General features: G+C 40.1%; 28 protein-coding genes and 1 riboswitch. Of the genes, 20 read left to right on the top strand and 8 right to left on the bottom strand.

The window, feature by feature from the left end; genetic code table 11:
• Positions 1-47: 47 nt before the first annotated feature.
• The 3 genes from treC (at position 48) to nhaC (ending at position 4,263) form a co-directional block, all read left to right on the top strand.
• A complete protein-coding gene (gene treC / locus ACFQ4X_RS18115; RefSeq protein ID WP_379837647.1) occupies positions 48-1,736 on the top strand; it encodes an alpha,alpha-phosphotrehalase in 1,689 nt (562 codons plus the stop codon).
• A 26-nt stretch (positions 1,737-1,762) separates the two neighbouring features.
• Entirely contained in the window at positions 1,763-2,479 is a 717-nt protein-coding gene (gene treR / locus ACFQ4X_RS18110; protein ID WP_379837645.1) for a trehalose operon repressor, read from the top strand.
• 380 nt (positions 2,480-2,859) lie between these two features.
• Positions 2,860-4,263 carry a Na+/H+ antiporter NhaC gene (gene nhaC / locus ACFQ4X_RS18105; protein WP_379837643.1) on the top strand — a complete coding sequence of 468 codons (1,404 nt, stop codon included), beginning with the start codon at positions 2,860-2,862 and terminating at the stop codon, positions 4,261-4,263.
• A 343-nt stretch (positions 4,264-4,606) separates the two neighbouring features.
• Here the strand turns inward: nhaC and ACFQ4X_RS18100 are convergent, their stop codons facing one another.
• From ACFQ4X_RS18100 to ACFQ4X_RS18090, 3 genes are read right to left on the bottom strand one after another with little or no spacing between them, the layout of a single operon-like run.
• The gene (locus ACFQ4X_RS18100) at positions 4,607-6,484 is read right to left on the bottom strand and encodes a PTS fructose transporter subunit IIABC (protein WP_379837641.1); all 1,878 of its coding nucleotides are present in this window, start codon (positions 6,482-6,484) and stop codon (positions 4,607-4,609) included.
• Positions 6,485-6,512: 28 nt separating this feature from the next.
• On the bottom strand, positions 6,513-7,424 hold the full coding sequence (pfkB, locus tag ACFQ4X_RS18095) for a 1-phosphofructokinase (RefSeq protein ID WP_379837639.1): 912 nt from the start codon (positions 7,422-7,424) through the stop codon (positions 6,513-6,515).
• Positions 7,421-8,173: a DeoR/GlpR family DNA-binding transcription regulator gene (locus ACFQ4X_RS18090; protein ID WP_379837637.1), complete on the bottom strand. Its 753-nt coding sequence runs from the start codon at positions 8,171-8,173 to the stop codon at positions 7,421-7,423. The genes pfkB and ACFQ4X_RS18090 overlap by 4 nt, the downstream gene beginning before the upstream one ends.
• A 402-nt stretch (positions 8,174-8,575) precedes the next feature.
• Here ACFQ4X_RS18090 and ACFQ4X_RS18085 point away from each other — a divergent pair, with 402 nt between their 5' ends.
• Both ACFQ4X_RS18085 and ACFQ4X_RS18080 read left to right on the top strand, forming a co-directional pair.
• The gene (locus ACFQ4X_RS18085) at positions 8,576-9,394 is read left to right on the top strand and encodes an aminoglycoside N(3)-acetyltransferase (RefSeq protein WP_379837635.1); all 819 of its coding nucleotides are present in this window, start codon (positions 8,576-8,578) and stop codon (positions 9,392-9,394) included.
• A 55-nt stretch (positions 9,395-9,449) separates the two neighbouring features.
• A complete protein-coding gene (locus tag ACFQ4X_RS18080) occupies positions 9,450-9,812 on the top strand; it encodes a YggT family protein (protein WP_379837633.1) in 363 nt (120 codons plus the stop codon).
• 295 nt (positions 9,813-10,107) lie between these two features.
• Here ACFQ4X_RS18080 and ACFQ4X_RS18075 read toward each other — a convergent pair whose 3' ends face one another.
• The gene (locus tag ACFQ4X_RS18075) at positions 10,108-10,449 is read right to left on the bottom strand and encodes a DsrE family protein (protein WP_379837631.1); all 342 of its coding nucleotides are present in this window, start codon (positions 10,447-10,449) and stop codon (positions 10,108-10,110) included.
• Positions 10,450-10,552: 103 nt separating this feature from the next.
• On the opposite strand from ACFQ4X_RS18075, the gene ACFQ4X_RS18070 reads away from it, so the two are divergent.
• Entirely contained in the window at positions 10,553-11,296 is a 744-nt protein-coding gene (locus tag ACFQ4X_RS18070) for an AIM24 family protein (protein ID WP_379837629.1), read from the top strand.
• 45 nt (positions 11,297-11,341) lie between these two features.
• Here the strand turns inward: ACFQ4X_RS18070 and ACFQ4X_RS18065 are convergent, their stop codons facing one another.
• Positions 11,342-11,827: an Hsp20/alpha crystallin family protein gene (locus ACFQ4X_RS18065; protein WP_379837627.1), complete on the bottom strand. Its 486-nt coding sequence runs from the start codon at positions 11,825-11,827 to the stop codon at positions 11,342-11,344.
• Positions 11,828-11,839: 12 nt separating this feature from the next.
• Positions 11,840-12,058: a spore germination protein gene (locus ACFQ4X_RS18060; RefSeq protein ID WP_077364836.1), complete on the bottom strand. Its 219-nt coding sequence runs from the start codon at positions 12,056-12,058 to the stop codon at positions 11,840-11,842.
• Positions 12,059-12,220: 162 nt separating this feature from the next.
• Between ACFQ4X_RS18060 and ACFQ4X_RS18055 the strand changes: the two genes are divergently transcribed.
• The 8 genes from ACFQ4X_RS18055 (at position 12,221) to ACFQ4X_RS18020 (ending at position 16,745) form a co-directional block, all read left to right on the top strand.
• Entirely contained in the window at positions 12,221-12,442 is a 222-nt protein-coding gene (locus ACFQ4X_RS18055) for a spore germination protein (protein ID WP_077364834.1), read from the top strand.
• Positions 12,443-12,500: 58 nt separating this feature from the next.
• On the top strand, positions 12,501-13,127 hold the full coding sequence (gene gerPC, locus ACFQ4X_RS18050; protein WP_379837624.1) for a spore germination protein GerPC: 627 nt from the start codon (positions 12,501-12,503) through the stop codon (positions 13,125-13,127).
• Complete coding sequence (locus ACFQ4X_RS18045; protein WP_077364830.1) at positions 13,102-13,272, top strand: spore gernimation protein GerPD; 171 nt, start codon at positions 13,102-13,104, stop codon at positions 13,270-13,272. Before gerPC ends, ACFQ4X_RS18045 begins: the two co-directional genes overlap by 26 nt.
• Before the next feature lie 10 nt (positions 13,273-13,282).
• Positions 13,283-13,678, top strand: coding sequence for a spore germination protein GerPE (locus ACFQ4X_RS18040; RefSeq protein ID WP_379837622.1), 396 nt, complete (start codon positions 13,283-13,285; stop codon positions 13,676-13,678).
• On the top strand, positions 13,675-13,875 hold the full coding sequence (locus ACFQ4X_RS18035; RefSeq protein WP_379837620.1) for a spore germination protein GerPB: 201 nt from the start codon (positions 13,675-13,677) through the stop codon (positions 13,873-13,875). Before ACFQ4X_RS18040 ends, ACFQ4X_RS18035 begins: the two co-directional genes overlap by 4 nt.
• A gap of 13 nt (positions 13,876-13,888) precedes the next feature.
• Entirely contained in the window at positions 13,889-14,329 is a 441-nt protein-coding gene (locus ACFQ4X_RS18030; protein ID WP_379837618.1) for an Hsp20/alpha crystallin family protein, read from the top strand.
• A 268-nt stretch (positions 14,330-14,597) separates the two neighbouring features.
• Positions 14,598-16,247, top strand: coding sequence for a ribosomal protection-like ABC-F family protein (gene abc-f / locus ACFQ4X_RS18025; RefSeq protein ID WP_379837616.1), 1,650 nt, complete (start codon positions 14,598-14,600; stop codon positions 16,245-16,247).
• 87 nt (positions 16,248-16,334) lie between these two features.
• A complete protein-coding gene (locus ACFQ4X_RS18020) occupies positions 16,335-16,745 on the top strand; it encodes a CBS domain-containing protein (RefSeq protein ID WP_379837614.1) in 411 nt (136 codons plus the stop codon).
• 52 nt (positions 16,746-16,797) lie between these two features.
• Here the strand turns inward: ACFQ4X_RS18020 and ACFQ4X_RS18015 are convergent, their stop codons facing one another.
• Positions 16,798-16,992: a hypothetical protein gene (locus ACFQ4X_RS18015; RefSeq protein ID WP_379837612.1), complete on the bottom strand. Its 195-nt coding sequence runs from the start codon at positions 16,990-16,992 to the stop codon at positions 16,798-16,800.
• A gap of 284 nt (positions 16,993-17,276) precedes the next feature.
• A riboswitch (cyclic di-GMP riboswitch) is annotated at positions 17,277-17,358 on the top strand.
• A gap of 88 nt (positions 17,359-17,446) precedes the next feature.
• Here ACFQ4X_RS18015 and ACFQ4X_RS18010 point away from each other — a divergent pair.
• The 4 genes from ACFQ4X_RS18010 (at position 17,447) to ACFQ4X_RS17995 (ending at position 20,070) form a co-directional block, all read left to right on the top strand.
• Complete coding sequence (locus ACFQ4X_RS18010) at positions 17,447-18,517, top strand: hypothetical protein (protein WP_379837610.1); 1,071 nt, start codon at positions 17,447-17,449, stop codon at positions 18,515-18,517.
• 117 nt (positions 18,518-18,634) lie between these two features.
• The gene (locus ACFQ4X_RS18005) at positions 18,635-19,078 is read left to right on the top strand and encodes a DUF6376 family protein (RefSeq protein ID WP_379837608.1); all 444 of its coding nucleotides are present in this window, start codon (positions 18,635-18,637) and stop codon (positions 19,076-19,078) included.
• Positions 19,079-19,206: 128 nt separating this feature from the next.
• A complete protein-coding gene (locus ACFQ4X_RS18000; RefSeq protein ID WP_156774206.1) occupies positions 19,207-19,359 on the top strand; it encodes a hypothetical protein in 153 nt (50 codons plus the stop codon).
• 63 nt (positions 19,360-19,422) lie between these two features.
• Complete coding sequence (locus tag ACFQ4X_RS17995) at positions 19,423-20,070, top strand: hypothetical protein (RefSeq protein WP_379837605.1); 648 nt, start codon at positions 19,423-19,425, stop codon at positions 20,068-20,070.
• Between the two features lie 29 nt (positions 20,071-20,099).
• Here the strand turns inward: ACFQ4X_RS17995 and ACFQ4X_RS17990 are convergent, their stop codons facing one another.
• Entirely contained in the window at positions 20,100-20,831 is a 732-nt protein-coding gene (locus tag ACFQ4X_RS17990) for a Bax inhibitor-1/YccA family protein (protein WP_379837603.1), read from the bottom strand.
• Between the two features lie 220 nt (positions 20,832-21,051).
• Between ACFQ4X_RS17990 and ACFQ4X_RS17985 the strand changes: the two genes are divergently transcribed.
• Both ACFQ4X_RS17985 and ACFQ4X_RS17980 read left to right on the top strand, forming a co-directional pair.
• Positions 21,052-21,876 carry a hypothetical protein gene (locus ACFQ4X_RS17985; protein ID WP_379837601.1) on the top strand — a complete coding sequence of 275 codons (825 nt, stop codon included), beginning with the start codon at positions 21,052-21,054 and terminating at the stop codon, positions 21,874-21,876.
• A gap of 63 nt (positions 21,877-21,939) precedes the next feature.
• Positions 21,940-23,763 carry a hypothetical protein gene (locus tag ACFQ4X_RS17980; protein ID WP_379837599.1) on the top strand — a complete coding sequence of 608 codons (1,824 nt, stop codon included), beginning with the start codon at positions 21,940-21,942 and terminating at the stop codon, positions 23,761-23,763.
• Positions 23,764-24,129: the final 366 nt, after the last annotated feature.

The raw sequence follows: 24,129 nt of genomic DNA, 5'->3' as shown, positions 1-24,129 counted from the left end.
TTCCGGTTGTTTTCATTGATAATGAAAAAAATATGGCGGTGAAAATAATGAAGAACGAACCATGGTGGAAACGATCAGTTGTCTATCAGATATATCCGAAAAGCTTTAATGATACAACAGGAAACGGAACTGGAGATATTCAAGGGATCATTGATAAACTGGATTATCTGAAGAACTTAGGGGTCGATGTGTTATGGCTGACTCCTATATATGATTCTCCGCAGCGTGATAACGGATATGACATCCGTGATTATTATAAAATTTTTGATGAATATGGAACGATGGAAGACTTCGACCGCTTATTGGCTGAAGCGCACAAACGTAATCTGAAAATCATCATGGATATTGTCGTAAACCACACGAGCACTGAACATAATTGGTTTCAGCAGTCACGTTCTTCTAAAGACAATCCATATCGTGATTTTTACATTTGGAAGGATCCTGTTGATGGCGGCGAACCGACGAACTGGATTTCCAAATTCGGAGGTTCTGCGTGGAAATTAGATGAAGCAACAGGACAATATTATCTTCATCTCTTCGACGTGACACAGGCTGATTTAAACTGGGAGAACGAAGAGGTCCGCCAGAAGGTTTATGAGATGATGAACTTCTGGTTTGAAAAGGGTGTTGATGGCTTCCGTCTGGATGTTATTAATCTAATCTCAAAAAATCAGGAGTTTCCTGATGATGATGGATCAGTGGCACCTGGTGATGGCCGTAAATTTTACACAGATGGACCGCGTGTTCACGAATATATGCAGGAGATGAACAGAGAAGTTTTCTCAAAGTATGATGTATTGACCGTAGGTGAAATGTCTTCCACAACGATCGATAATTGCGTAAAGTATACGAATCCAGACCGTAAAGAGTTAAGCATGACTTTCAATTTTCATCATCTAAAAGTGGATTATCCGAACGGTGAAAAGTGGAGTGTTGCTGATTTTGATTTCTTGAAGCTTAAAGAGATCTTATCCACATGGCAGGTCGAGATGCATAAAGGCGGAGGGTGGAATGCGCTCTTTTGGTGCAACCATGATCAGCCAAGAATCGTATCGCGTTATGGGGATGATGGAAAGTATCGTGTAGAATCAGCAAAAATGCTTGCCACAACGATCCATATGATGCAAGGTACACCTTACATTTATCAAGGTGAAGAGTTCGGCATGACAAATCCGAAGTTCGATTCGATCGAGGAGTATCGAGATGTCGAGTCCTTGAACATGTTCAAGCTATTAAAAGAAGAAGGACGAAGTGAAGATGAGATTTTAGAAATTCTGAAGCATAAATCCCGTGATAATTCTCGAACGCCTGTTCAGTGGAACGATGAAGAAAATGCCGGATTTACATCAGGTGAGCCTTGGATTCCGGTTGCGAATAACTATAAAGAAATTAATGCAGAAGCGGCTGTTAAGGATGATAATTCCGTCTTTTATCATTATCAAAAACTGAATCAGCTCAGAAAAGATCTGGACATTATGACATATGGTGATTATGAGCTTATTTTAGAGGATCACCCTGAAATTTTTGCTTATTTCCGTAACGGAGATAATGATGAAAAACTGCTGGTCGTTAATAATTTTTACGGCACGGAGACAAAGTTCACTATTCCTGAGGAAAATATGGCTGATGGCTATAAAGCAGATGTGCTGATAAGCAATTATGATTCTGCGCCGGATGATTTTTCTTCATTTACGATGAGACCGTATGAATCTGTCGTTTTTCACTTGAAAAAATAATGCTACAATAAGCATGGTGAAAAATGATGCGAAAAAATAAATTTCAAGAAATCTATCAAGAACTTTCTTCACAAATAGCAGAAGGAATTATTGCGGCGAACACCCAGCTTCCATCTGAACACGAACTTGCAGACCGCTACGAAACATCAAGAGAGACGGTTAGAAAGGCGCTGAACCTTTTATCACAAAACGGATTTATTCAAAAAATCCGGGGGAAAGGCTCGATCGTCCTTGAGACGAACAAGTTCAGTTTTCCTGTTTCAGGGTTAGTCAGCTTTCAAGAGCTGTCAGAAACAATGGGGAAAAGCAGCGTAACGACCGTTCATGAGTTTGGATTGATTGAACCAGACAGCTTTTTACAGCAGCAGCTTCAGGCTGATTCAAATGAACTTGTTTGGAAAGTGATCCGTTCCAGACAGATTGATGGGGAAACCATCATTTTGGACAAGGATTTTTTCTTGAAAAAGTATATTCCGAAGCTGTCAAAAGAAATCGGTGAAAAATCAATTTATGCTTATTTAGAAAAAGAGCTGGGATTAACCATAAGCTTTGCGAAAAAAGAAATCGTAGTCGTTGAGTGTACAGAAGAAGATAAACAGCTGATGGATCTAAATGGATTTCAGCACATTGTCGTTGTGAAAAATTATGTGTATCTCGACGATGCTAGTCTTTTTCAATATACCGAATCCCGCCACCGATTAGATAAGTTTCGATTTGTGGACTTTGCGAGGCGGGGAAGATAGGAGAATGAAGGAGTGAGGGGAAATTGCCTCGCTCCTTTTTTTGTTGGGTTTTATGGCAGCAGGCGTGTCGGTTATTGTCGGCAAATGTAAACTCGTGGATAAACGCCTGAAATTTCTGGATTGAAGAGCAAAATTTTTGGATTCACCCCACAAACTCGTGGATTCAACAGAAAAACTTTTGGATTCATCGTTCCTGCATCTGATAATACAATTGCACACCCTCCAATACTGTCTTTACTTTAATTTACCACTCTTAAAGTGTTGACAGCATCTGTAAAGTCCGTTAGTATGTAAAACAGTTGCTCATTTACTTCAACGCATAAAAGCGTTTAAGCGTGTAAGTGAAATTATGATTCATACGAACGGAGAGATACATCATTATGAAAAAACAAATCTCATTACCGAAAGCGCTCGTTTTATTTGCAGCGATTTTTGCTGTTATGTTTACGAGTCTTGTTTATATAAAAGTAGAGCCTCACATTCCGCTGCTCGCTTGTTTAATTTTACTGTCTGCAGTTGGTGCTTTATTTGGAGCCAGCTGGAAAACCCTCGAAAAGGGAATGGTCAACGGAATCATCGCTGGTCTTCAGCCGATCATAATTCTCTTAACCGTTGGTCTTGTTATTGCTAGCTGGATGTTAAGCGGAACGGTTCCTACGCTCCTGTTTTACGGTATGGATATCATTCAGCCAGAATGGTTCGCTGTCAGCGCACTCCTTATTACAGTAATCGTTTCATCGTTTACGGGGAGTTCTTTTACAACTGTTGGTACGGTTGGAGTCGCTTTAATGGGAATCGGACACGTGTTAGGAGTGAATCCGGCCTTGGCTGCAGGAGCAGTTGTTTCCGGAGCATGCTTTGGAGATAAGATGTCGCCATTATCCGATTCCACTAACTTTGCACCAGGTGTTGTCGGTGTGAACATGTTCGAACACATTCGTCATATGATGTGGACAACAGTACCGGCATTCATACTAACGGCAATAGCATTTTTTGTTCTTGGTGGAAAAGGGACGGGAGCCGCTAATTTTGAGGAAATTCAACAGATTCGATCTGTACTTTCCAATGAATTTCCGATCCATGCAGTAACGCTTATTTCACCGATCATTGTACTTGTTTTAGCGTTTAGAAAACTTCCGATCATTCCAATTTTATTAGCAGGTGTAGTCGTTTCAATTGCGGTTTCATTTTTCCTAGTGCCAGATCTGACTGTACAAAAAGTGATGAACGTGATGCAGAATGGTTTACAGACGGAAACCGGAAACGCAACAGTAGACAGCATCGTAAACAAAGGCGGCTTATTGTCGATGATGTGGTCGATTTCACTTGTACTTATTGCATTAGGTTTAGGCGGAGTGATTCAAGCACTTGGACTGTTTGATCTATTGTTTGGTGCTGTAAAAGACACTGCGCAAAAAGCAGGTAAGCTTATTGCAACAACATTAGCTTCTTCAGTAGGAATAAACTTGCTTGCAGGCGAGATGTACTTGTCTATTCTTTTGCCGGGGCAGGCGTTAAAAGATGCATACGTAAAATCAGGTGTACCATTAAAGAACTTGTCACGAACAGTGGAAGATGGGGGAACACTCGTGAACCCGCTCGTACCTTGGAGTGTGAGTGGTGCATTCTTCGCGTCAACACTTGGTGTGTCTGTCATTGATTACATCCCATACGCATTGTTCCTATGGCTATCACCAATGTTTACACTGCTGCTCGCGTACACAGGCTGGAGCATCGGCCAGAAGAAATCACAAGCAGATAAAGATGAACATGCAGCTGCATAAAGTAAGAATAGTGAGACTCATCAGGAAAAAGCCTTTTGAGTCTTTTTTCTTCGCCATTTATGAATTTTTTGCATTTTTGACGTTCTTTTATGTGGAATTTTAAGCTGGAAAACAAGCTTGGGGTGAAGATAAAGCTTTACGGGGTGAAACTTCAAACAGATGGGCCGAAACTAACCCTAGTTGGGGCGAAACCAGTACGTGTTCGGGTGAAACTCCATCGCTATTGGGCGAACGTGTAATAAAAAAAGAACACGTACCGTAAAAGCCTCACCAAAATGAAAGAATAGTCCATCCACATAAGGAAAAGAGGGTTCCCTTCTATGGGTCACCCTCTTTTTATTCTTTATTCTTTTATTTCTTTCTTTAAGAAACCGGCTATAAAGGCAGTTACTACTGCACCGATCAAAATTGCTAATACATAAAGCAGAGGGTTGCCGTTTACGATCGGAATGACGAATGCTCCGCCATGCGGTGCTGGCAACCCGATGCCAAACACCATGGAAAGTGTCCCAGCCACAGCTGAACCTGCGATTGCTGCCGGTATGACACGTCCTGGATCGGCAGCTGCAAAGGGAATAGCTCCTTCGGTAATAAACGAAGCACCCATAATGTAGTTTGTCTTGCCGGCTTCTCTTTCAGCTTTCGTATATTTCTTTTTGAATAATGTTGTTGATAATGCAAGCCCAAGCGGCGGTACCATACCGCCAGCCATGATGGCAGCATGAGGCGCGAAGTTACCAGCATCAATCATCGCGATTCCAAATGTAAAGGCAGCTTTATTGATAGGACCGCCCATATCGATTGCCATCATTCCGCCTAAGATCAACCCAAGCAATACGAGGTTCCCAGTCCCCATTCCTTTCAGCCAAACTGTCAGTGCATCATTCAGTGCTTTTACAGGTTCGATTACAATGTACATCATAATAAGACCTGTCAGTAAAATACCGAACAATGGATAAAGAAGAACAGGCTTGATGCCTTCCAGTGAATCTGGCAATTTACTGAATGCTTTCTTTAAGCCAAGAACGAGATAGCCAGCTAAGAAACCAGCAATCAATCCGCCTAAAAATCCAGCTCCGCCTGTTGCTGCCATGAAACCTCCGACCATTCCAGGAGCAAAACCAGGTCTGTCCGCAATACTCATCGCTATGAATCCAGCAAGTACAGGAATCATTAATGCAAAAGCATTTCCGCCTCCAATCGTATTCAACGCTTCAGCGATCGGATGATAAGAAGGATCGTTGGGATCAAAGGCTTTAATTCCAAAAATGAATGAGATGGCGATCAAGATACCTCCGCCGACCACAAATGGAAGCATGTTTGATACACCGCTCATTAAATGCTTATAAAATCCTGATCTTCCGCTCTTTGATGTGTTGTTTTTTTCATCTGATCGAGAGGTTCCGGTGCTTTTATAAACAGGTGCATCTTGATCAAGTGCTTGCTGAATAAGTTCTTCAGGTTTTCTGATCGCTTGGGCAACGGGAACCTGAATCACATGCTTGCCGTTAAAACGGTCCATTTCCACCTGCTTATCGGCTGCTACAATGATCGCGTCGGCTTCTTCAATATCTTTTTTTGTAAGACCATTCTTGATTCCGCTCGAACCGTTTGTTTCAACTTTTAAATTTACGCCCATTTCCTTTGCTTTTGCTTTAAGAGAATCGGCAGCCATATATGTGTGGGCAATACCTGTCGGGCAGGCTGTAACGGCTAATATCTTTTGACGTGATGCTGACACGATTGGGTCTTCTTCTGTTTGCGTCTCTTTCTCTTTTGCGTCAATAGCCTGCAGAATTTCTTCTTTCGTTGCAGCGGTTTCGAGTTTTTTTCTGAACTCCGTGTCCATTAAAAAGCTTGAAAGTCTTGAAAGGGTGGCTAAATGATCATTGTTTGCGCCTTCATAAGCTGCAATCATGAAGAACAAATGAGCGTTCTGACCATCCAATGATTCATAATCAATACCGTCTTGAGAGCGGCCAAATGCAATTGCGGGCTGGCTGACGGCATTTGTTTTAGCATGCGGGATTGCGATGCCTTCGCCAATACCTGTTGTGCTCTGGCTTTCACGCGCTAAAATCGCTTTTTTATACTCTTCTTTATTATTTAACTTGCCCGCAGCATGCAGCTGTTCGATTAGTTCGTCGATCACTGACTCTTTCGAACGGGCGTCCAGGTCTAAGATAATGGTATCTTTCGTAAGTAAATCTGTGATTTTCATAGTGACTACCTCCCCAAAAGGTAAAGCTTTATATCTTTTTTATAGAGATTTCTTTTACTAATTTTTCAACTAGCTCTTTTGTGCAAAGATCTTCCGAAAATGCAGTAGCACTTCCAGATGCGACTCCGAACTTAAATGCGGTTAGAATATCGTCATGCTGGATAATCTGTGATAGAAAACCTGCTACTACTGAATCTCCAGCACCAACAGAGTTTTTTACGACTCCAGCTGGTACATTAGCAAGAAGAGTGTGCTGTTTATTAAGGAAAATTGCTCCCTCACCAGCCATAGAAACGATGACATTCTCCACACCTTCATTCAGCAATTTCTTCCCATAAAAAACCGCGTCTTCAACACTTTCAATCTTTGTTTGAAAAATATCGCCCAGCTCGTGATGATTAGGCTTTATTAAAAATGGCATATGAGGAAAAGTCTTTATAAGCGCTGTTCCTGCTGTATCAATAACTGCTTTTACACCTTTTTGAAGGCATTTTTTTGCAATCTCTCCGTAAAAATTTTCTGTGATAGATTGAGGTATACTGCCCGCTAAAACGAGAAAATCACCTTCATTCATACTGTTTATCTTTTCAAGCAGTTCTTGCTGCTTAGAAGAAGAGATACTTGGACCAAGTCCATTAATCTCTGTTTCTTTTTCAGATTTGAGTTTTACATTGATTCTTGTAACATCCGAAACTGTTATGAAATCGTGGGTAATCGTTTCATTTGTGAGAAATTCTTTTATGAATTCACCCGTAAAACCACCGGTATATCCTAGAGCAGTACTTTCAATTCCCAGACGCTTAAGGACTCTCGAAACATTGATTCCTTTTCCGCCAGGATACATTTGTGCTGTTTCTGTCCGGTTCAGATGGCCTTCCTTAAAGTCATTTACTCTTGCTACGTAATCAATGGATGGATTGAGTGTGCAAGTATAGATCATGATGTCACAACCCTTATTTCTGTTTTATCTTCAAAATCATAGGCAGCGTCTTCGTCCATTTCGTTTGTTAAAATGACAGCCTCATTTAAATCAGCAACTTTTGAGAATGAAGCTTCGTTAAACTTGCTGTGATCAGCTAGAATAAAAGCTTCTTGTGAAAGAGAGATTGCCAGCCGTTTTACTGCTGCTTCCTCTGGGTCAGGTGTAGTGAATCCTGCCTCAAGGTGTATGCCGTTTATTCCCATGAAGCATTTATCGAACCTGTAAGAGCTTAAGCTGTTAAGTGCTCCGCTGCCGACAAGTGCTTTGGTTTTGGGTTTAACAAGACCGCCGACCAAATACGTAGTAATTTGGTGTTCAGTCAAAGCCTCTAGATGAGAAATCCCGTTCGTTACCACTGTAATCGCTTTATCCTTCAAATGAGGGATCATTAACTGGGTTGTCGTTCCGGCATCAATGTAGATACAGTCGCCATCATTCACGATAGCAGCGGCAAAGTTTGCGATTTTCTCTTTTTCTGAAGAATTTCTGGCTGACTTTTCGACCACGCTTAACTCTTCACTTTTTTGGTGCAGAAGAGAAGCGCCACCGTGTACTCGTTTAAGTTTCTTTTCTTTTTGAAGCTGGCTCAAATCTCTCCGGATTGTTGATTCGGAGGAAGATGTGGCTTCGACTAGATCTTGTATGGTAACGACTTGCTTTTCGCCTAATCGTTCAATGATTTTACGGTGCCTTTCAGGAGTTAACATTTAAAAACCTCCAACAATCTTCATTCATTGACCTCAGTTTAACGTAAGCCCTTACATTTTTCAATCAAAAACATTCAAATTCAACCAAAAACAATCAATGATAGTCATCTCCAAATTCATCCAATTGCTTGTTATAATGATAGAAAAAGAATAATAGTAGATGTTGATTTCCGCTCCAGGATGCTCGCTTTCCGCGGGGCAGGCGGTGAGCCACATTTGTACGTGTCACTCTTAAGTGTCTCACCTGCCCGCCTGTCCCGCAGGAGTCTCGCACCTTGCACTCCAATCAACTGTCAAAAAAAAAATGAGGTTTGAAAGCAACAATCTTTTAAAAAAGAGCCCTAAAAAAGATTTAAAACAATAATGATTTAGATAATGATCCCAAAGAAAAGAGTGAACAGAATGGAATTGAAAACGGATTTTCCAAAAACGAGATCGTCTTTAGCAGAGGATTTTCGTAATCTGGGTTTACAAAAAGGGATGACCGTAATGGTGCATTCCTCTTTAAAATCGCTAGGCTGGGTAGTTGGCGGACCGGTGGCAGTCGTACAAGCTTTAATGGATGTAATTACAGAAGAAGGAACACTTGTGATGCCTGCACATACTGCTCATTATTCAGATCCGGCTGGCTGGCTGAATCCTCCAGTACCTGAAGAATGGTGGCCAGTCATTCGTGATGAAATGCCGGCTTTTGATCCTAAGATTGTGCCGACCTATTTTATGGGGGCGATTGTTGAAGCATTTCGGACGTTTCCTGGAGTAATAAGAAGTAACCACCCTACTGAATCTTTTGCGGCGTGGGGGAAAAATAAAGAAACGATCATAAACGGTCAAACTCTCGATTTTGCTTTAGGAGAGGATTCACCACTTGGGAAAATGTATGAACTAGGCGGCCACGTTCTTTTAATAGGCGTGGGCTATGACTCCAATACGACAATGCATCTGGCTGAACATCGTGTTCCAAACCCAAAAACAGAAGAGAACGCAGGACCATATTATCTGGATGGTCAGCGAGTTTGGAAGACTTTTACTCAAATTTCTTATCGTGAGGAACTGTTTGAGGAGATCGGCAATGCATATGAGGAAGCAGGTCACACCGTAAAAAAAGGGAAAGCTGGACTATCCGAATGCCGTCTGATTCCGCAAATGGAACTTGTGGACTTCACGGAACAATGGCTTGCAAACTACGATAAGGTATTTAAGCCTGCAACGAATGCTTAATTTGTTGAATTTACGGGTATCTTAAGAGCAAATCCACTGAAATGAGGGAATTGTTATGAGACGTTCCGTACCCGCAACGATAATTTCATTTATTGTAGGCATCATTCAATTAATTTTAGTTTTGCGTTTCATTTTTCAAATGTTCAACGCAAATGAAGGAGCTGCCTTTGCTCAGCTAATTTACGGATTAAGTGAGCCGCTGCTGCTGCCTTTCAAAGCTATATTCCCGAACATTGAACTGGCTAATGGTTTTGTTGTAGAGCTGTCAACCATCATAGCGATCATTGTCTATGGAGTGGTGGGTATGCTGCTTAAGCGTCTTTTCACAGTTAGAAAAGATCCCGTCCACCGAGAGACTGTGATAAGAGAAGAACCGACATCGCATGAGAAGAGAATTATTGAAGAGAAGCGCAGATAAATTGAAAGGCTGTTTTCATAAACTTTGTTGTTCTTGTAAGTAGTTGATTTCCGTTCCAGGATGCTCGCTTTCCGCGGGGTGTGCGGTGAGCCTCCTAGTGCTTTGCGCTTTAGGAGTCTCACCTGTCCCACTCATCCCGCAGGAGTCTCGCACCTTGCACTCCAATCAACTTGTCAATGAAGAGAATTGAAGTACGGAAGCAACGTTATTTTAGAAAAGAGCTAATTGAAAAACGCACACTCCCGACGTTGGGGGTGTGCGTTTTTTTGTTGGTTACCATCGATCAAATTATGTATTAAGCAATCGTAATGACTTCATATTGCGCCGAAAGTTCAACGAAATGCGCCATTCCGGAGATTTCTCCAGCTGCTAGTTCATTTTCGACATTATAGTGGTCCACGCATGTTTTGCATCCGAACACTTTTACGCCCTTTTCTTCAATTTCTTTCAGGTGAAGTGAGCACAATGATTGTTCTGTCAGGCAGTACACGCCGCGATTCATGAAAAAGATAGCTGCTGGGAGATCAGACTGCTGTTTTAAAACAGTAAAATACGTTTCCATCACATTTTCACCAAGGGCAGGGTCATTGCCGGTACCAAAAGAATCTGTAGTGACTAGAATGATTTTGTTTTGCATAAAAAAATCACGCCTTTCTTTTTTATAATTTTATGTGAATTATACCATGCTTTGACTAGGTTAAGAGACTCTTTGGTATCCTAGTTAGGAGGAGGGTGATAACATGAATGATTCTCTGTTTACAGTAATAGAAAAACAAGAAGGACGCCGTGCAACGTTTGAAGTCCTTGAATATAAACAATTGCCTGTAACGAGTGCCGGGTCCAGTTCATCTTATTATGCAAAGGAAACGGGAATTAAACTGAAACAAGTTAGGATTACACTTCGCCAAGGTGCGGTACAAGCTGAGGCGGGTGCTCTTCAGTTTATGAAGGGTGATTTGCAGCTGAAAAGTAACGCAGGCGGTGTTGGCGGTTTTATGAAAAAGATGGCTTCAAATATTCTGACGGATGAGTCTTTGTTCAAGCCTCTCTATGAGGGTACGGGTGAGATTTATTTAGAGCCTTCTTATGGACATTACCTTCTAATGAACCTTAACGAAGAAGAAGTAGTTGCAGATAAAGGAATGTTTTATGCCGCGGAGCCTACAGTCCAGCTTGGTGTCTCAAGACAAAAATTAACGTCTTCTATAAAAGGTGATGATGGGCTGTTTCAGACAAGATTAAAGGGTTCGGGCTTTTGCGTCCTGCAAAGTCCTGTGCCGGTAAATCAGATTATGAAAGTTCAATTGAATGATGAAAAACTTCAAGTAGACGGTACTTTTGCTCTTCTTAGAAAAGGTGACATCGATTTTTCAGTCAAGCGCGCATCTTCTTCCATCGTTGGATCTGCAACGAGCGGGGAAGGCTATTTACATGTATTTGAAGGAACAGGTGAAGTATGGCTGGCTCCTACATTAGGCAGATAAACAAAGAAAAGGCTCCTCTATTGATAAAAGAGGGGCCTTCACATTTCACTCTTCAAATTCACTATCGTTATTCTCATTTGCAACCTCAATCGGAACAGTCGGGTTAGCAGCTTCTCCATTACTCTTATTTACGGTAATCATTAAGATGCCGTTATTGTACTGAGCTTTTATATCTTCGTTTCTAAACATAAAAGGCAATTGTACAAATCGTTCTGTTCGTTTCATGGACTTTCTCTCCTGAAAATGCCCCGTACGCTTATTCTTCATCGATTTGATTTCTTCCCTTTGAGCTTTTATCTGAAGACCCTGGTTTAGTACTACAATTTGGATATCTTCAGGATTATATGCCTTAAGACTGGCATAGACTCTATAATCTTGAGCAGTCTCTTCTGTATCAACATCAAATGATATCTGGTCAGCGTAACGCTCAAACTGAGTTAACCCTTTGTTGACGAACTGTTCAAACGATTTAAGCCAGTCATCCATAGATCGGTTATTAGAGAAAGGATTTAAAGGACCTCTTCCAAACATCCGCTATTCCCCCTACGCATTTCCGGCATTATTCGAATCAAAAACATCAGGATCCAACGTATTTGTAGCACTGACAACAGAGATCGTCTGTATAAAGTTCCCTGTATTTCCGCCGCCAGCGCCATTGTACCCTTTCCCTGTAGTTTTAGGGTTGATTACTAGCGTATCGCCGAAATTCACAACCCCTTCTGCCGCATTGATGTTGATAGGTGCAACAATCAAACAGGGCACTTTAACACCTCCTTCTTATAAAAAAGGTTTTACGAGTGTGACGTCGTCCCTTTGAGATAGCTTATGTAGGTAGAAGCCTAAAGGTGAATGGATGTTTTTTATCACAGGAAGATGGGCGTATGCATAACATATGAGGAGAACCTTACAAAGGACTGAACGTGTATGCCGGCTATCGTAGGAAAGATTTCTGTAAACTCTGTATCTAGCGGTTCCGTATTTCATGTAGGTGACGTCCAGACGATCTGCCCGGTTAGTTATGCAAAAACTTATGCAGGTGCTGGTTCATTTAATACAGGTGATAATCTTCGTTTGCACAACGGCTACAACGTGACGTATACGCAAGACCCGGATGTAAATGACAACACTAACACTACAAATTTTTAAGCGACATGCAAATTCCTTAGCAAGAAGGCATACATCTTACTAAGGAGCTGATGATTGTATGAACGAGGAGCACAACTATTATTTAAGCAAGATGAAACAGATGATCGAGGACCAGAATGACAGAATTAAAGTATTGGAACTTCAGATAAAAAAGCTTAAGCAGCAAATTACTGCACTCGCTGATGAACCTAAAACGGTAGAATACAAGTTTGATCAATTAAAAGTAGAAAAACTTGAGGGAACCCTTCATATCGGCATAGGCCATTCCGCTGAAAGCAAAGATTTAATTGAGCAATTTAATATTGGGCAGAATACGGTTCAAATGCCAGGACAAATGAAGCGAAGTGTCATAGAAAATCCTAATTACCGTGAAATGATAAAAGCGATGGATGAATTTTTTATAAAAGAAGCTCCTGTGTATCTGCAATCTCTTGAAAATAAAATAAATGTTCCGCTTGATGAATCATACCGTGTTTTTATTTTAGAGGATGTTCAGCGTCAGGTGCCGGGAAGAATTAAGCATTATCTTACAAAATATGAACCAAAAGATGAGAGGGGCCGCAAAGATATTCTTCAAAAAACGAAAGAGGATATCTACCGGGGAATTGAAACATTCATCGTTCACTTAAAAGATTCGAAGGCAGACGGAGGTGGAGAGAGTGAAATTTTGCGTAACCAACCATGAGCTGTTTGTTGGTGAGATCAACATCATCGGAGTGGGTCTTTCTTCTGTTGTTTTAGTAGGAGATGTAGATTGCATCAATCTTGGATCAGCGTTTGACACTCCGCCTGAGTCGCTTGTTTTGGGAACATCACTCGTTCCGTTATAGAGGTGAGAAAATGTACAGAACATCTGCAGTCGATGAAGTGATCTTAAATTCACTTGCCTCATCTTCCATACTCCAGACAGGGGATACGGAAAAAATTCAATGTTTTTCTGCTGCTCTCGCTATTCAGCGAGAACGTACAGATTTTGGCAGGTTCGATATCCCGTTAAACAAGTATGACATTTTTTCGCAGCCTGTCGTTGTTCCTGTTTGTCCAGCAGTTCAGATTAAGAAAACGTTTAACGCATGCCCTTTTATTAGAGTGGGCAGAATTGATATCCTCGGTGTATCAAGTTCAGCTCTTCTTCATATAGGCTCAGTCAACGAGATGACCCTGCAATCACGGGTAAAGCATATCCGTAATTTTCTTAAAGATCCTTATCCAGAAATTGAGGAGGAGGAATCATGAATCTGTTTGTCAGTCAGACGATTGTAATTCAGCAATTAAAAGTAGAAGGCATTCAAAATTCCTCAGTTCTCCAGATCGGCAGCGCTGGCGTTATCCAACCGGTCTCGCAATTATTTAACACAGGCGGTCATATAGGTCCGGCTCCTCAAATTCCTGATCCTGATCTTCCTTCAGTTCCTTTAGGGCCGCCTTCATAAGAGGTGAATATGAATGGACACTTGGAAACAAATGATGGACTGGAAAAGGATGGCGGAAGAATACTTTGGCGATCAGTTCTTTGCACCTAATGAAGCGCCGAGTTCTGATATAAGGAACGAAAATCCGCTTTGCAACATATATGAAACACCTCAGGAAATTTGCTGTGTACTTGCGCTGCCTGGATTGAACCGAACCGATGACGTAGAAGTACTTGTAGATCCATTCAAATTGACTGTGCAAGGGAAATTATCTATATCTCTTGATTCCTATCGCTTGAATACCGAAGAATTTCAGCTTGGGGAATTTAAGCGGGAGATCACACTTCCTGTCCGGGTACACCAAGATCCTGTTCAAGCGCATTACCGAAAAGGGCTGCTTTTTATCCGGATGCTGAAAGATACAAGACCTGGTGCCAATCAAAGAAAAGTAAATCTGCATTGGGTACAGGAATAAGAAATGAAGCTTGACTGCAGTTTGGGTTATCGCTTACAATTTAGAAAAATAACGGAAGGAACAGGTGTATACGTCCAATGAGCAATTAATCTTATTTTTAGCCATTTACTTGAATAATTAAGTAGAACGCTAGATAGGATTACTCTGCCCATTTTTAGGACTTAACTACAGGCCTGTTTTTTTGTTGCCAAAAAATCGTTTTTTCACGCGGTTGTATGGTGATATTCGGCGTGGGCAGACCTCTCTAGTAAAACTGGGAGGTTTTTTTATGCTTTTATTGGAATCAATCGGACTTGAAAAGTCTTACAAAGGAAAATTAATTTTAAAACAAACAGAGCCATTTCAGCTCTTTAGTAAATATCGTATTGGGTTAGTAGGGCTGAATGGAACAGGAAAATCAACATTTTTAAAGCTGCTTGCTCTGATGGAAGAAGCCGATTCTGGTTCTGTACAGCACTACGGCACGTTCGCTGTTGTCAGCCAGTTTGAAGAAGGTTCACAAACGATTACAGCAAGAAGTGAAGGTCAGTGGAACCTTAAAGGGAAAAACTATGAAACAATGAGCGGCGGTGAAAAAACGCGTACTCAGATAGCGGCAGCTCTTGAGCAGCAGCCTGATATTCTTATTCTAGATGAGCCGACGAGCCATTTGGATGTTGATGGGATGGATCAGCTGGCAAAAGCTCTTAATCATCATAATGGTGCTGTATTGCTCGTGTCTCATGATAGAACTTTTCTTGATATGGTTTGCACAAAAATAATCGAGCTTGATCAGCAAACATTTACGTTGTATCACGGAAATTACACAGAATATCTTATTCAAAAAGAGCAAAAACAAGAGCGGCAGCAGTTGGAATATGAGCAATTTGTAAAAGAAAAAACGAGGCTGGAGAATGCTGCAAAGGAGAAATCATCAAAAGCTAAGGACATGAAAGATAAACCAGCTCGCATGTCATATAGTGAAGCGAAATTAGGGAAAATGAAGGTCCGAAGTGCAAAAAGGTCTTTGGAGAAAGCTTCGAAGGTAATTGAAAAAAGAATCGAGATGATGGATAAGAAAGAAAAGCCAAAAGAACAGCCAAAAATCGATTTTGATATTCAGCAGTTTTCAGTCATTCATGGTAAACAAGCGCTGGCTGTTAAACAACTTTCCGTTGGGTTTGACGAGCGGCAACTGTTTACTGACCTATCTTTTACTGTAAAGCCAGGTATGAAGGTTGTTTTAACAGGTAAAAACGGAACAGGTAAATCAACCCTTTTAGAGATAATAAATAGAGGAAATGAACAAATCGAAAAATCAAAGCAGCTCAAAATCGGCTACTTTCATCAGCATCTAAATATCCTTGATGAGACAAAAAGTATTTTAGAAAATGTCATGGAAAACAGCTTGTATGATGAGACATGGGTAAGGACGATATTAGCGAGGCTTTTATTTAAACGTGAAGATGTATTTAAAAAGGTTGAGGTACTTAGCGGCGGAGAAAAGATGAAAACTGCATTAGCGAAGCTTTTCTTAAATGATTATAATTTGTTATTGCTTGATGAGCCGACGAATTATCTGGATTTGTTTACGAGAGAAGCATTAGAAGAAGTTTTGATCGCGTATCCGGGTACCTTTATTCTTGCAACACATGATAGAAGATTAATGGAAAAAGCAGCAACACATGTTTTGGAGCTTCAGCCTCCAAAAGCATATTGGTTTGAGGGGAGCTATAAGGAATATCTTGAAAATAAGAATGGCGATAAAAAGCCAGATCTAAAAACCAAAGATCACAAAGATTATTTACTGAAGCTTGAACTTGAAATGACAGATTTAATCGGGCAGCTTTCCTTAACAATGAAAGAAGAAGAGAAAACAAGACTTGATCAAAGGTATCAAGAAGTTTTAAAGGAAATCAGACTGATAAAGGCTCAATAATATTGATGCTGGAGCTGCAGTTGAAAGTTTTAGCTTTCCTCTTAAAAAGGTACAGAATAACCGTATTACCTATTAGGAGGCGATAAAATGGAATTAAGAGATATTATGACTTCAGATATTGAGACTTGTGAACCAAGTACGAAAATTACTAAAGTTGCCGGTTTGATGAAAAGTTTAGGAGTAGGCTCTATTCCGGTTTCTGAAAATGGGGAACTAAAAGGGATTGTTTCCGATCGGGACATCGTTATTCGATGTGTTGCTGACGGGAATATTGAAGGTACAGTTAGTGATGTAATGACATTAGATACTGTTACAGGGACACCTGAAATGACGATTGATGAGGCTAAGAAGCTGATGTCTGAATATCAAGTACGCAGACTTCCTGTTTTGGATAATGGAAATGTGGTTGGTATTGTTTCATTAGGAGACCTTGCTGTTAAACATGAAGACAACGATAAAGCAGGAGACGCACTTGAGGAGATTTCCAAACCATTGTAAGTGACTATAACTGATAAAGGATGTCCTATAATTAGGGCATCCTTTTGTTTCTTTATTTATCTTTTTCTTCTCTTTCACCAGCAATTGTTGGCGGTTCTTCTTGGGAGGTAATATCAGTATCATATCCGATTTGTTTAAGATCTTCAGTGTCTGCCACAGTACCGCCAGCCATTCCTTCGTTAATCATCCTATCAATATCTAAGTACAGTTCATCTTTTCCTTCATGAGCTCTATCCTTATTACTCATTTCCTTCATCCTTTCAATTTTTCTAAGGCTGGTTTCATAAACTTTGATGCTATTGGAAGTTGTTGATTTCCGCTCCAGGTGCTCGCTTTCCGCGGGGCGTGCGGTGAGCCCACTCGTCGCTTTGCGACATTGATTGGTCTCACCTGTCCCGCTGATCCCGCAGGAGTCTCGCACCTTGCGCTCCAATCAACTTGTCAACGAAGTTTCTTCACAAAAGTTAGAAAAGAGCCTTGAAAAATAAATAAAATATATTGTTGTCGAAGATTTTTGCTATTATAATTGAAATTAATGGAAGCGTGGAAGCATACTTTTTATTTGGGCATCTATAAGTATGTGGAGCTAGTGATGCAACCGGCCGGCATTAGGAAGATCGTATCTTCTGTTGTGGGCTTTTTTATTTTGTCCTAAAAGTCAGGAAGAAAACAAAAATTTACGAGAAAAGGAGGTTTTCAAGATGGTAAATCACGCTGCACAGGCATTTTCATATGATCGGGGAAACCATTTTGCTTATGGGCATTTGAAAAAGAATCATGTAAAAAAGACTCAGCATCTTGAAGCCGTTCCTCCCGAGAAAACTCATAAAGAAAATAGAAAAGAAGATCATTTTGAAAAGAGTGTTCATGAAAATAAACCTTTTAAAACGTACACCAGAAAAGATATAGAGAAACATCATCAAGGAGCAATAGAAGCGGAACGGATCTATAGCAACTGGAGGCATGAATTAGCAGATAGCTCCGCTGACTTTATCCATTCTATTAAAGGTGAGCTGAAAGAAACTCCTGAAATTGGTTTAGATACCTTTAAAGAAGAAGTCTCTGAGTCACTTAACAAGTTTTTGCTGGGTTTAAAGAATGACCTGGAGACATTGCTTGCAGACTCGCCACAAGGGCAAGTAAAGAAACATTTAAAATCTGCTGAAGGATTATTAGAGACGGTTCGGGAATTATTATGGAACCAAATTGAAGATATCGTTAAGGAACATGTACCTGTGAAACCAGAAAATCAAAACGGGGAAAGTGACCCACTAAATGAAATAGAGCTGCCAATAGAAGAAACAAACCCGCCAGTTCAAAATCCTCCAGCCAACAATCCTACAGGGAACAATCCTGTTGTAACACTTGCGCCAAACCAGGTGTTTTCTTCAGGGTCGTTTAAAATGGAGGTAAGAGTCGGAAGCCTGAGCTCAGAAATAACGTTTGCCGATCCTAGCAAAAAGTCAGAAGGGACAACCATGTTTTATATCGTGGACGGTTATGGAGCGAGAAAAGCAGTAGATATTAAATTTTCTAATGAAACGCTTCAGAAGCTTTTTGAAGACCGTATTAAGGATTCTAAAATGTATAAAAAAGAAATTTCGCTGGAACGTTTTAATGCCGTACTAAAAAAGATTGAAGCTTATATGAAAGAACTGTCCTCTATTAATCCTGAACGTTTAAAATCAAAGGTTTATGGTGAGAAAGAAAAATTAAAATTTGAGAATGTAATCGATAAGTTCACTGATCTTTTTTACTCATTAAGAAAGTAATGAAACTTAAAGCATCAGCAGCCGTATAAAATAATAAGCAGAAATATAAGACGCTCAAAAATGGGGCGTTTTTTTAATTCAAATCCATTCCAAATATAAAGGAAAAAGGAGAAAAAAATGAAAAAGACTTTAATGGCCGCTATATTATCAATTACGGTATTAACAGGTTGTTCTGCAGTAAGTGAAGTAACGAATGGTCTGAACTATGTACCTGAAGCTACTGAATATATTAATGATGTACAACAATTTTCAAAAGAGATTTCTGCAATTGCAGAAACGGCAGTAAACGATCCAAAAGCGAGAGGAGAACTTGAACAGCTGCTGGAAGATATGAAATCAGACATTAGTGAGTTTGGGGATTTAACACCCCCTTCTGTGTTTGAAGATGTTCACAATCAGGTGATTGAACACAATTATAAGCTTCAAGAGGGAATTGATAAATATTTAACAGTCATAAAAGATGGAGAACTGAACGCTGATCTGCTCGAACAAAGCGGTTTGCTGGATGATATCGCTGTTTACAATGATCTATTATCACAAATTAAAAAACTCGGCGAATAATTTTAAAACAGCTGCAATCTTGTAGCTGTTTTTTCCTAACCCTCTCATGTTTTTTTATTTTTCATGTTACAAATCGACTATTTTCGGGAATATGACAGTGAGAAAAATGGCGAGGGTGGGTATAAAGCATGAATGATTATCATCTTAAGATTGAAGATTACTTGCAGCTATTAAAAAGAAGATACAAAAAGGGAAGGCTGCAGGCAAAACAATACCGTAAAAGAATCGAGCTTATTAACATGTGGCACATTCGCGGTGTTGTTAAAGTGCCGAAAGAATAATTTAAGTAATTATAGATACATGTCGATAAATGAATAAACACGACAAGACTTGGCAGGTGCAGCATGATTCCAATATACAATACATTTAAACAAGCTGAGCATTCAAAATATGATTATATTCTTCATATTGCGTTTGCCGTTCTTCTCTGTTTATATAGTTTTCTTTTACTATTTTCTAGCAAACTGCTAGGTTCTCTGTTTTTTATTTCTGGTGTTATGCTGCTAGGTTCTGCTGTTTATAGAGGGATTAATACCATTGTCTCGATAGCCAGTGTCATTCCAATGCTATGGCTGCTGTTTTATAGCAGAATTCTTTGGGTCGATGCCCTTCAAGTTTTGCCGTTATTCTTTTATGAAATCTTCAAGGCGTTATTTTTCCTTGGGTCTGGAATTGGAATAGCTCTATTATATAGTTTAGCTGTTAAATCAGCCCCGCTCTCTAGTTCAGTGAGCAGATACACTGTACATGGGATGTATTTTTTAACTGCTATCCTTTTAATGCCCTATAAATTAATCTATAGCTATGGAGCATTTATGCAAGGTGATATGAATGGGGTGTTATGGTCGATTCTAATCCTCGTTCTATGGGGGATTTTATATACTGCTCAGCTCATAACCCATGAGAATAAAGTTATGAGAATTGGTCTATTTGCCGTTAACATCGGTATTGGCTGGTGGACGATTAACAGGTGGATAATGATCCTTTCATAAGAAAAGAGAAGCCGGAGGGCTTCTCTTTGTTAGTTTCGTCTAAGTTTTGCTAATAGATGAAGAATCTCAAAGTATAACCAGACTAATGTTACCATCAAGCCAAATGCGCCATACCATTCCATGTATTTAGGAACACGCTGGCTTGCTCCATATTCGATAAAGTCAAAATCCAGAACCAAATTAAGAGCCGCTATGACTACGATAAATAGACTGATTCCAATACCTATTGGTCCTGAACTATGAAGGTAGGGAATATTGATTCCGAAAAACCCCAATATGAAGCTTGTAAGATAAACAAGCATAATTCCGGCTGTTGCAGAGAAAACGATCAATCTGAAGTTGTGTGTAACTTTAATGATTCGGAGCATATATGCGAGCAGCAAGGCAAATAGCGTACCAAACGTTAATGCCGCGGCTTGCATTGTAATCCCGTTGAATTGAGATTCAAAGTTTGCAGATATCCCGCCTACCACTAAACCTTCAAGAGCTGCATAAACCGGCGCTAGCAGCGGGGCAGTCTTAGGAACAAAGGCAATGATTATGGCTGAAATGAGTCCCCCGATCACACCGATTGTGATTAGATGTCCTACAGGTTCCCCGATATTATATTGATGCCAAGTGTAAAAGGAAGAAGCCATTAAAATGATCAGTAAAATAAACGTTTTATAAACTGTTCCTGATAATGTCATCTGTTTACTGACAGAGGTTCCTCCAAATTTATTAAAGGTTGTACTTTTTAAAGCAGGATTAGCACTTCTCATAAAATCTACCTCCTTACCTTTCTTCCATATAACTATACGATTTTTCTATTGTAAAGTTTCATGTTTAAGCCATTTACTTCTCTCCAATTTAAGACACAAGTCCCTCTTGATATTTTTTGAAATTATGGTTCTTTAGGAAGTAATGACTATTTTGGACAAAGACCGACAAATAAAACATAAATTGGATGTATTATATAGATGAAAGAAGGGAGGTGAATTTGTGCGAATTCCAAGCATCATTATGCAAGGTTTGATCGCAGGTGCCATCCTTTTTATTCCTGGTGAAGTATTTGCCGAGAAAAATAATGAAGATAAACAAAATTCAGCAGCTGAACAAAAAACTCAATCGGATCTTAAACAGGATAATGCAAAAGCTGATATTCCTGACCGAGAATCTCTTAAAGAGAATGTATCAAAACCTGAAGTTTCTGAAGCTAAGCCCAAGAAAATGAAAGGGGATACATCTAGCTCTAAAGGTTCGGAGAAAAGGTATGAAGCCAAAGAGAAGAATGCTGCTGCTGAAAAAAATAGGTCTTCTCAGCAAACAAAATACTCGAATGGACTAAAAAAATCAGTTCCTCAGGGACAACTCAAAAAGAATGTTCCAATAAATCAGCCTGAGAAGAAAAGGGCTGAAACTTCAAAGTACATACATACAGAAACGCCTATAAACCAATCAGTACTGCCTGAAGTAACGGCAGAGGATGAACAAAAGAAGAAGCTCTTTCTATCAAAAAAGAAGATTAAAGAACAGCGGGAAAAAGCTGTATCAAAACTTCCTATCGAGCTTCCTTCTAAAGAACTTCCCGCACAGCCGGATACAAAGGCAATACCATTAACTGCTGGACAAAGCTCTTCACATTCATCATCCTCTAAGGACGCTGGAAATGGAGGAGCACCTTTAGCCAATGTTAAGGCTAATTTGGTCCTGCCGTTGATCTTTGCTGATAGTGAAAAAGTTTCTGTGTATTTTAGCAGAATGGACCTCTTGAGAAGTCAATGGGTGAACGCACCGCCATCAATGCCACCGGAAACTGCTCTTTAATTTTTCATGGAGATATTGTGATGTTATTAAATCAACCATTTGAAAATTAAGGAGCGAATTATAATGAAAAAAGTCAACCGTACATTTGTAAAATCTTTAGTATTTGCTGGAACATTAACCCTTGCGGCAGTTGTAGGAACGGGTGCTGCTGAAGCGGCTGGTCATAAAACAGAGCATGCGATTAAGGCTCAAAGCTCAAAAGCATCTCAAGGACAAGTACAAGCTAAGGATGAGAAGTATGCAAAACCATCTAAAGTTACTGTAAAAGTTCAAAAGCCAGTTAAAGCTGAAAAGCCGGTTAAGCCTGAAAAAGCAGCAAAACCTGCAAAAGCTGAAAAACCTGTTAAAGATAAGAGTCACTCTCAAGGTGCAGAGCATGCAAGTGAAAATGCAAAGAAGCATGCTGCTCCTAACTCAGCTATTCATGCTGTTCCCACTGAAAAAGAAGAGCCAGTAGTAACTGAGCCTGTAACAGAGGAACCAACTGAGGTTACAGTTCCAGTTGAGGAAGAAGAAACTGAAGTAATCGAAATTGAAATTCCTGAAGCAGACAGTGATGAAGGTGAAACTGATGAAACTGTATCTGAAGAAGAGGATGCAACTCGCAACGAAGAAGATACTGATGTGGATTCTGATGAAGAAGCTGTGAAAGAAGACGATGATGACTCTGAAACAGACGAAGTTCAAGAGGAAAATGAAGACAATCCAGTTAAAGAAGAAGAGGGGACAGATGTTATCGCTGACGAAGATGCAGTGAAAGAAGACGAAGATTCTGACGAAGATGATTCTGAAGATGCTGATGATGTAAAAGAAGATGATTCAGACGAAGAAGAATCTGAAGATACAGAAGAAGTAAAAGAAAACAAATCTCTTCAAAACAAAATCAATTCTAATGCGTATGAGCGTTCAAGTGAAAACGCGAAGCTGCACGCTGCACCAAACGCTGCAGTACACGCTGTAGACGCAGAAGAAGTACCAGCTGAAGAAGAAGTGACTGAAGAAGCTCCAGCAACTGAGGAAACTACGACTGAAGAAGAAGTGACTGAAGAAGCTCCGGCAACTGAAGAAACTACAACTGAAGAGGAAGTGACTGAAGAAGCTCCGGCAACTGAAGAAACTACAACTGAAGAAGAAGTGACTGAGGAAGCTCCGGCAACTGAGGAAACTGCGACTGAAGAAGAAACTACGACTGAAGACGAAGTGACTGAAGAAGCTCCAGCAACTGAAGAAACAACTGAAGAAGTTGAAGAAGAAGCAAAAGAAAACAAATCTCTTCAAAACAAAATCAACTCTAATGCGTATGAGCGTTCAAGTGAAAACGCGAAGCTGCATGCTGCACCAAACGCTGCTGTTCACGCTGTAGAGGCAGAAGAAGCTCCAGCTGAAGAAGAAGTAACTGAAGAAGCACCAGCAACTGAAGGAACTGCGACTGAAGAAGAAGTGACTGAAGAAGCTCCTGCAACTGAAGAAACTGCGACTGAAGAAGAAGTAACTGAAGAAGCACCGGCAACTGAAGAAACTACAACTGAAGAAGAAGTGACTGAAGAAGCGCCAGCAACTGAAGAAACAACGACTGAAGAAGAAGTAACTGAAGAAGCTCCTGCAACTGAAGAAACAACAACTGAAGAAGAAGTGACTGAAGAAGCACCAGCAACTGAAGAAACTGCAACTGAAGAAGAAGCATCTGAAGAAGTTACTGCTCTATTAAACAAGATCCGTTCTTTAGCAGCAGAGCATGCTAGTGATAATGCGAAACTTTATGCGGCAATCAATGCAGCTATTTTAGCTGTTGAAGATGTATTAGAAGAAAATGCTCCTGAAGTTGTTGAAGTACCAGCAACTGAAGAAGAAACTACAGAAGAGACAGCTGTAATTGAAGTAAAATAATTGTTTTTGAAAGTCAGGGGTAGTGTCCCCTGGCTTTTTTATTTTTGTTCTTGTAGAAGCGTCAATAAAATAACCAATTTGGTGAAAATAATGCTTAGATTTTTCAATATAACACCAAAGATGGTTAAATTAGGTGCTTTTGGTGAAATTAATTCTAGTTGGCTCCTTCTGAACTTCAAAGTGCCAACAAAACCGGTGATTTAGTACTTGGCGTCAGCCAAGCTGCCTAATTTTGTACGGTTTCTTAGTATGTCCACTCTAAATTTGATGTTTTTTCGCTAGTTTTCCTCTATATCCACTAAAACAGCTACACCTGCATCTTTATTAATGTATCCATTACTTTTATTTAAGGATACCTCAGCACTT

This window comes from Fictibacillus halophilus (assembly GCF_042680145.1).
Classification (GTDB): Bacteria; Bacillota; Bacilli; order Bacillales; family Fictibacillaceae; genus Fictibacillus; species Fictibacillus halophilus_A.
This window is presented reverse-complemented; position numbering and strand designations above follow the sequence as displayed.

What these genes read in the sequence shown, in the direction of transcription:
- ACFQ4X_RS18090 (WP_379837637.1), bottom strand. Translation starts at nt 8,173, where the DNA reads ATGTTAACTCCTGAAAGGCACCGTAAAATCATTGAACGATTAGGCGAA.
- treR (WP_379837645.1), top strand. Translation starts at nt 1,763, where the DNA reads ATGCGAAAAAATAAATTTCAAGAAATCTATCAAGAACTTTCTTCACAA.
- pfkB (WP_379837639.1), bottom strand. Translation starts at nt 7,424, where the DNA reads ATGATCTATACTTGCACACTCAATCCATCCATTGATTACGTAGCAAGA.
- ACFQ4X_RS18000 (WP_156774206.1), top strand. Translation starts at nt 19,207, where the DNA reads ATGAATGATTATCATCTTAAGATTGAAGATTACTTGCAGCTATTAAAA.
- ACFQ4X_RS17990 (WP_379837603.1), bottom strand. Translation starts at nt 20,831, where the DNA reads ATGAGAAGTGCTAATCCTGCTTTAAAAAGTACAACCTTTAATAAATTT.
- ACFQ4X_RS18085 (WP_379837635.1), top strand. Translation starts at nt 8,576, where the DNA reads ATGGAATTGAAAACGGATTTTCCAAAAACGAGATCGTCTTTAGCAGAG.
- ACFQ4X_RS18075 (WP_379837631.1), bottom strand. Translation starts at nt 10,449, where the DNA reads ATGCAAAACAAAATCATTCTAGTCACTACAGATTCTTTTGGTACCGGC.
- ACFQ4X_RS18020 (WP_379837614.1), top strand. Translation starts at nt 16,335, where the DNA reads ATGGAATTAAGAGATATTATGACTTCAGATATTGAGACTTGTGAACCA.
- ACFQ4X_RS18065 (WP_379837627.1), bottom strand. Translation starts at nt 11,827, where the DNA reads ATGTTTGGAAGAGGTCCTTTAAATCCTTTCTCTAATAACCGATCTATG.
- ACFQ4X_RS18040 (WP_379837622.1), top strand. Translation starts at nt 13,283, where the DNA reads ATGTACAGAACATCTGCAGTCGATGAAGTGATCTTAAATTCACTTGCC.
- ACFQ4X_RS18080 (WP_379837633.1), top strand. Translation starts at nt 9,450, where the DNA reads ATGAGACGTTCCGTACCCGCAACGATAATTTCATTTATTGTAGGCATC.
- gerPC (WP_379837624.1), top strand. Translation starts at nt 12,501, where the DNA reads ATGAACGAGGAGCACAACTATTATTTAAGCAAGATGAAACAGATGATC.
- ACFQ4X_RS18015 (WP_379837612.1), bottom strand. Translation starts at nt 16,992, where the DNA reads ATGAGTAATAAGGATAGAGCTCATGAAGGAAAAGATGAACTGTACTTA.
- ACFQ4X_RS18070 (WP_379837629.1), top strand. Translation starts at nt 10,553, where the DNA reads ATGAATGATTCTCTGTTTACAGTAATAGAAAAACAAGAAGGACGCCGT.
- ACFQ4X_RS18005 (WP_379837608.1), top strand. Translation starts at nt 18,635, where the DNA reads ATGAAAAAGACTTTAATGGCCGCTATATTATCAATTACGGTATTAACA.
- abc-f (WP_379837616.1), top strand. Translation starts at nt 14,598, where the DNA reads ATGCTTTTATTGGAATCAATCGGACTTGAAAAGTCTTACAAAGGAAAA.
- ACFQ4X_RS18055 (WP_077364834.1), top strand. Translation starts at nt 12,221, where the DNA reads ATGCCGGCTATCGTAGGAAAGATTTCTGTAAACTCTGTATCTAGCGGT.
- nhaC (WP_379837643.1), top strand. Translation starts at nt 2,860, where the DNA reads ATGAAAAAACAAATCTCATTACCGAAAGCGCTCGTTTTATTTGCAGCG.
- ACFQ4X_RS18100 (WP_379837641.1), bottom strand. Translation starts at nt 6,484, where the DNA reads ATGAAAATCACAGATTTACTTACGAAAGATACCATTATCTTAGACCTG.
- ACFQ4X_RS18035 (WP_379837620.1), top strand. Translation starts at nt 13,675, where the DNA reads ATGAATCTGTTTGTCAGTCAGACGATTGTAATTCAGCAATTAAAAGTA.
- treC (WP_379837647.1), top strand. Translation starts at nt 48, where the DNA reads ATGAAGAACGAACCATGGTGGAAACGATCAGTTGTCTATCAGATATAT.
- ACFQ4X_RS17980 (WP_379837599.1), top strand. Translation starts at nt 21,940, where the DNA reads ATGAAAAAAGTCAACCGTACATTTGTAAAATCTTTAGTATTTGCTGGA.
- ACFQ4X_RS17995 (WP_379837605.1), top strand. Translation starts at nt 19,423, where the DNA reads ATGATTCCAATATACAATACATTTAAACAAGCTGAGCATTCAAAATAT.
- ACFQ4X_RS18010 (WP_379837610.1), top strand. Translation starts at nt 17,447, where the DNA reads ATGGTAAATCACGCTGCACAGGCATTTTCATATGATCGGGGAAACCAT.
- ACFQ4X_RS18030 (WP_379837618.1), top strand. Translation starts at nt 13,889, where the DNA reads ATGGACACTTGGAAACAAATGATGGACTGGAAAAGGATGGCGGAAGAA.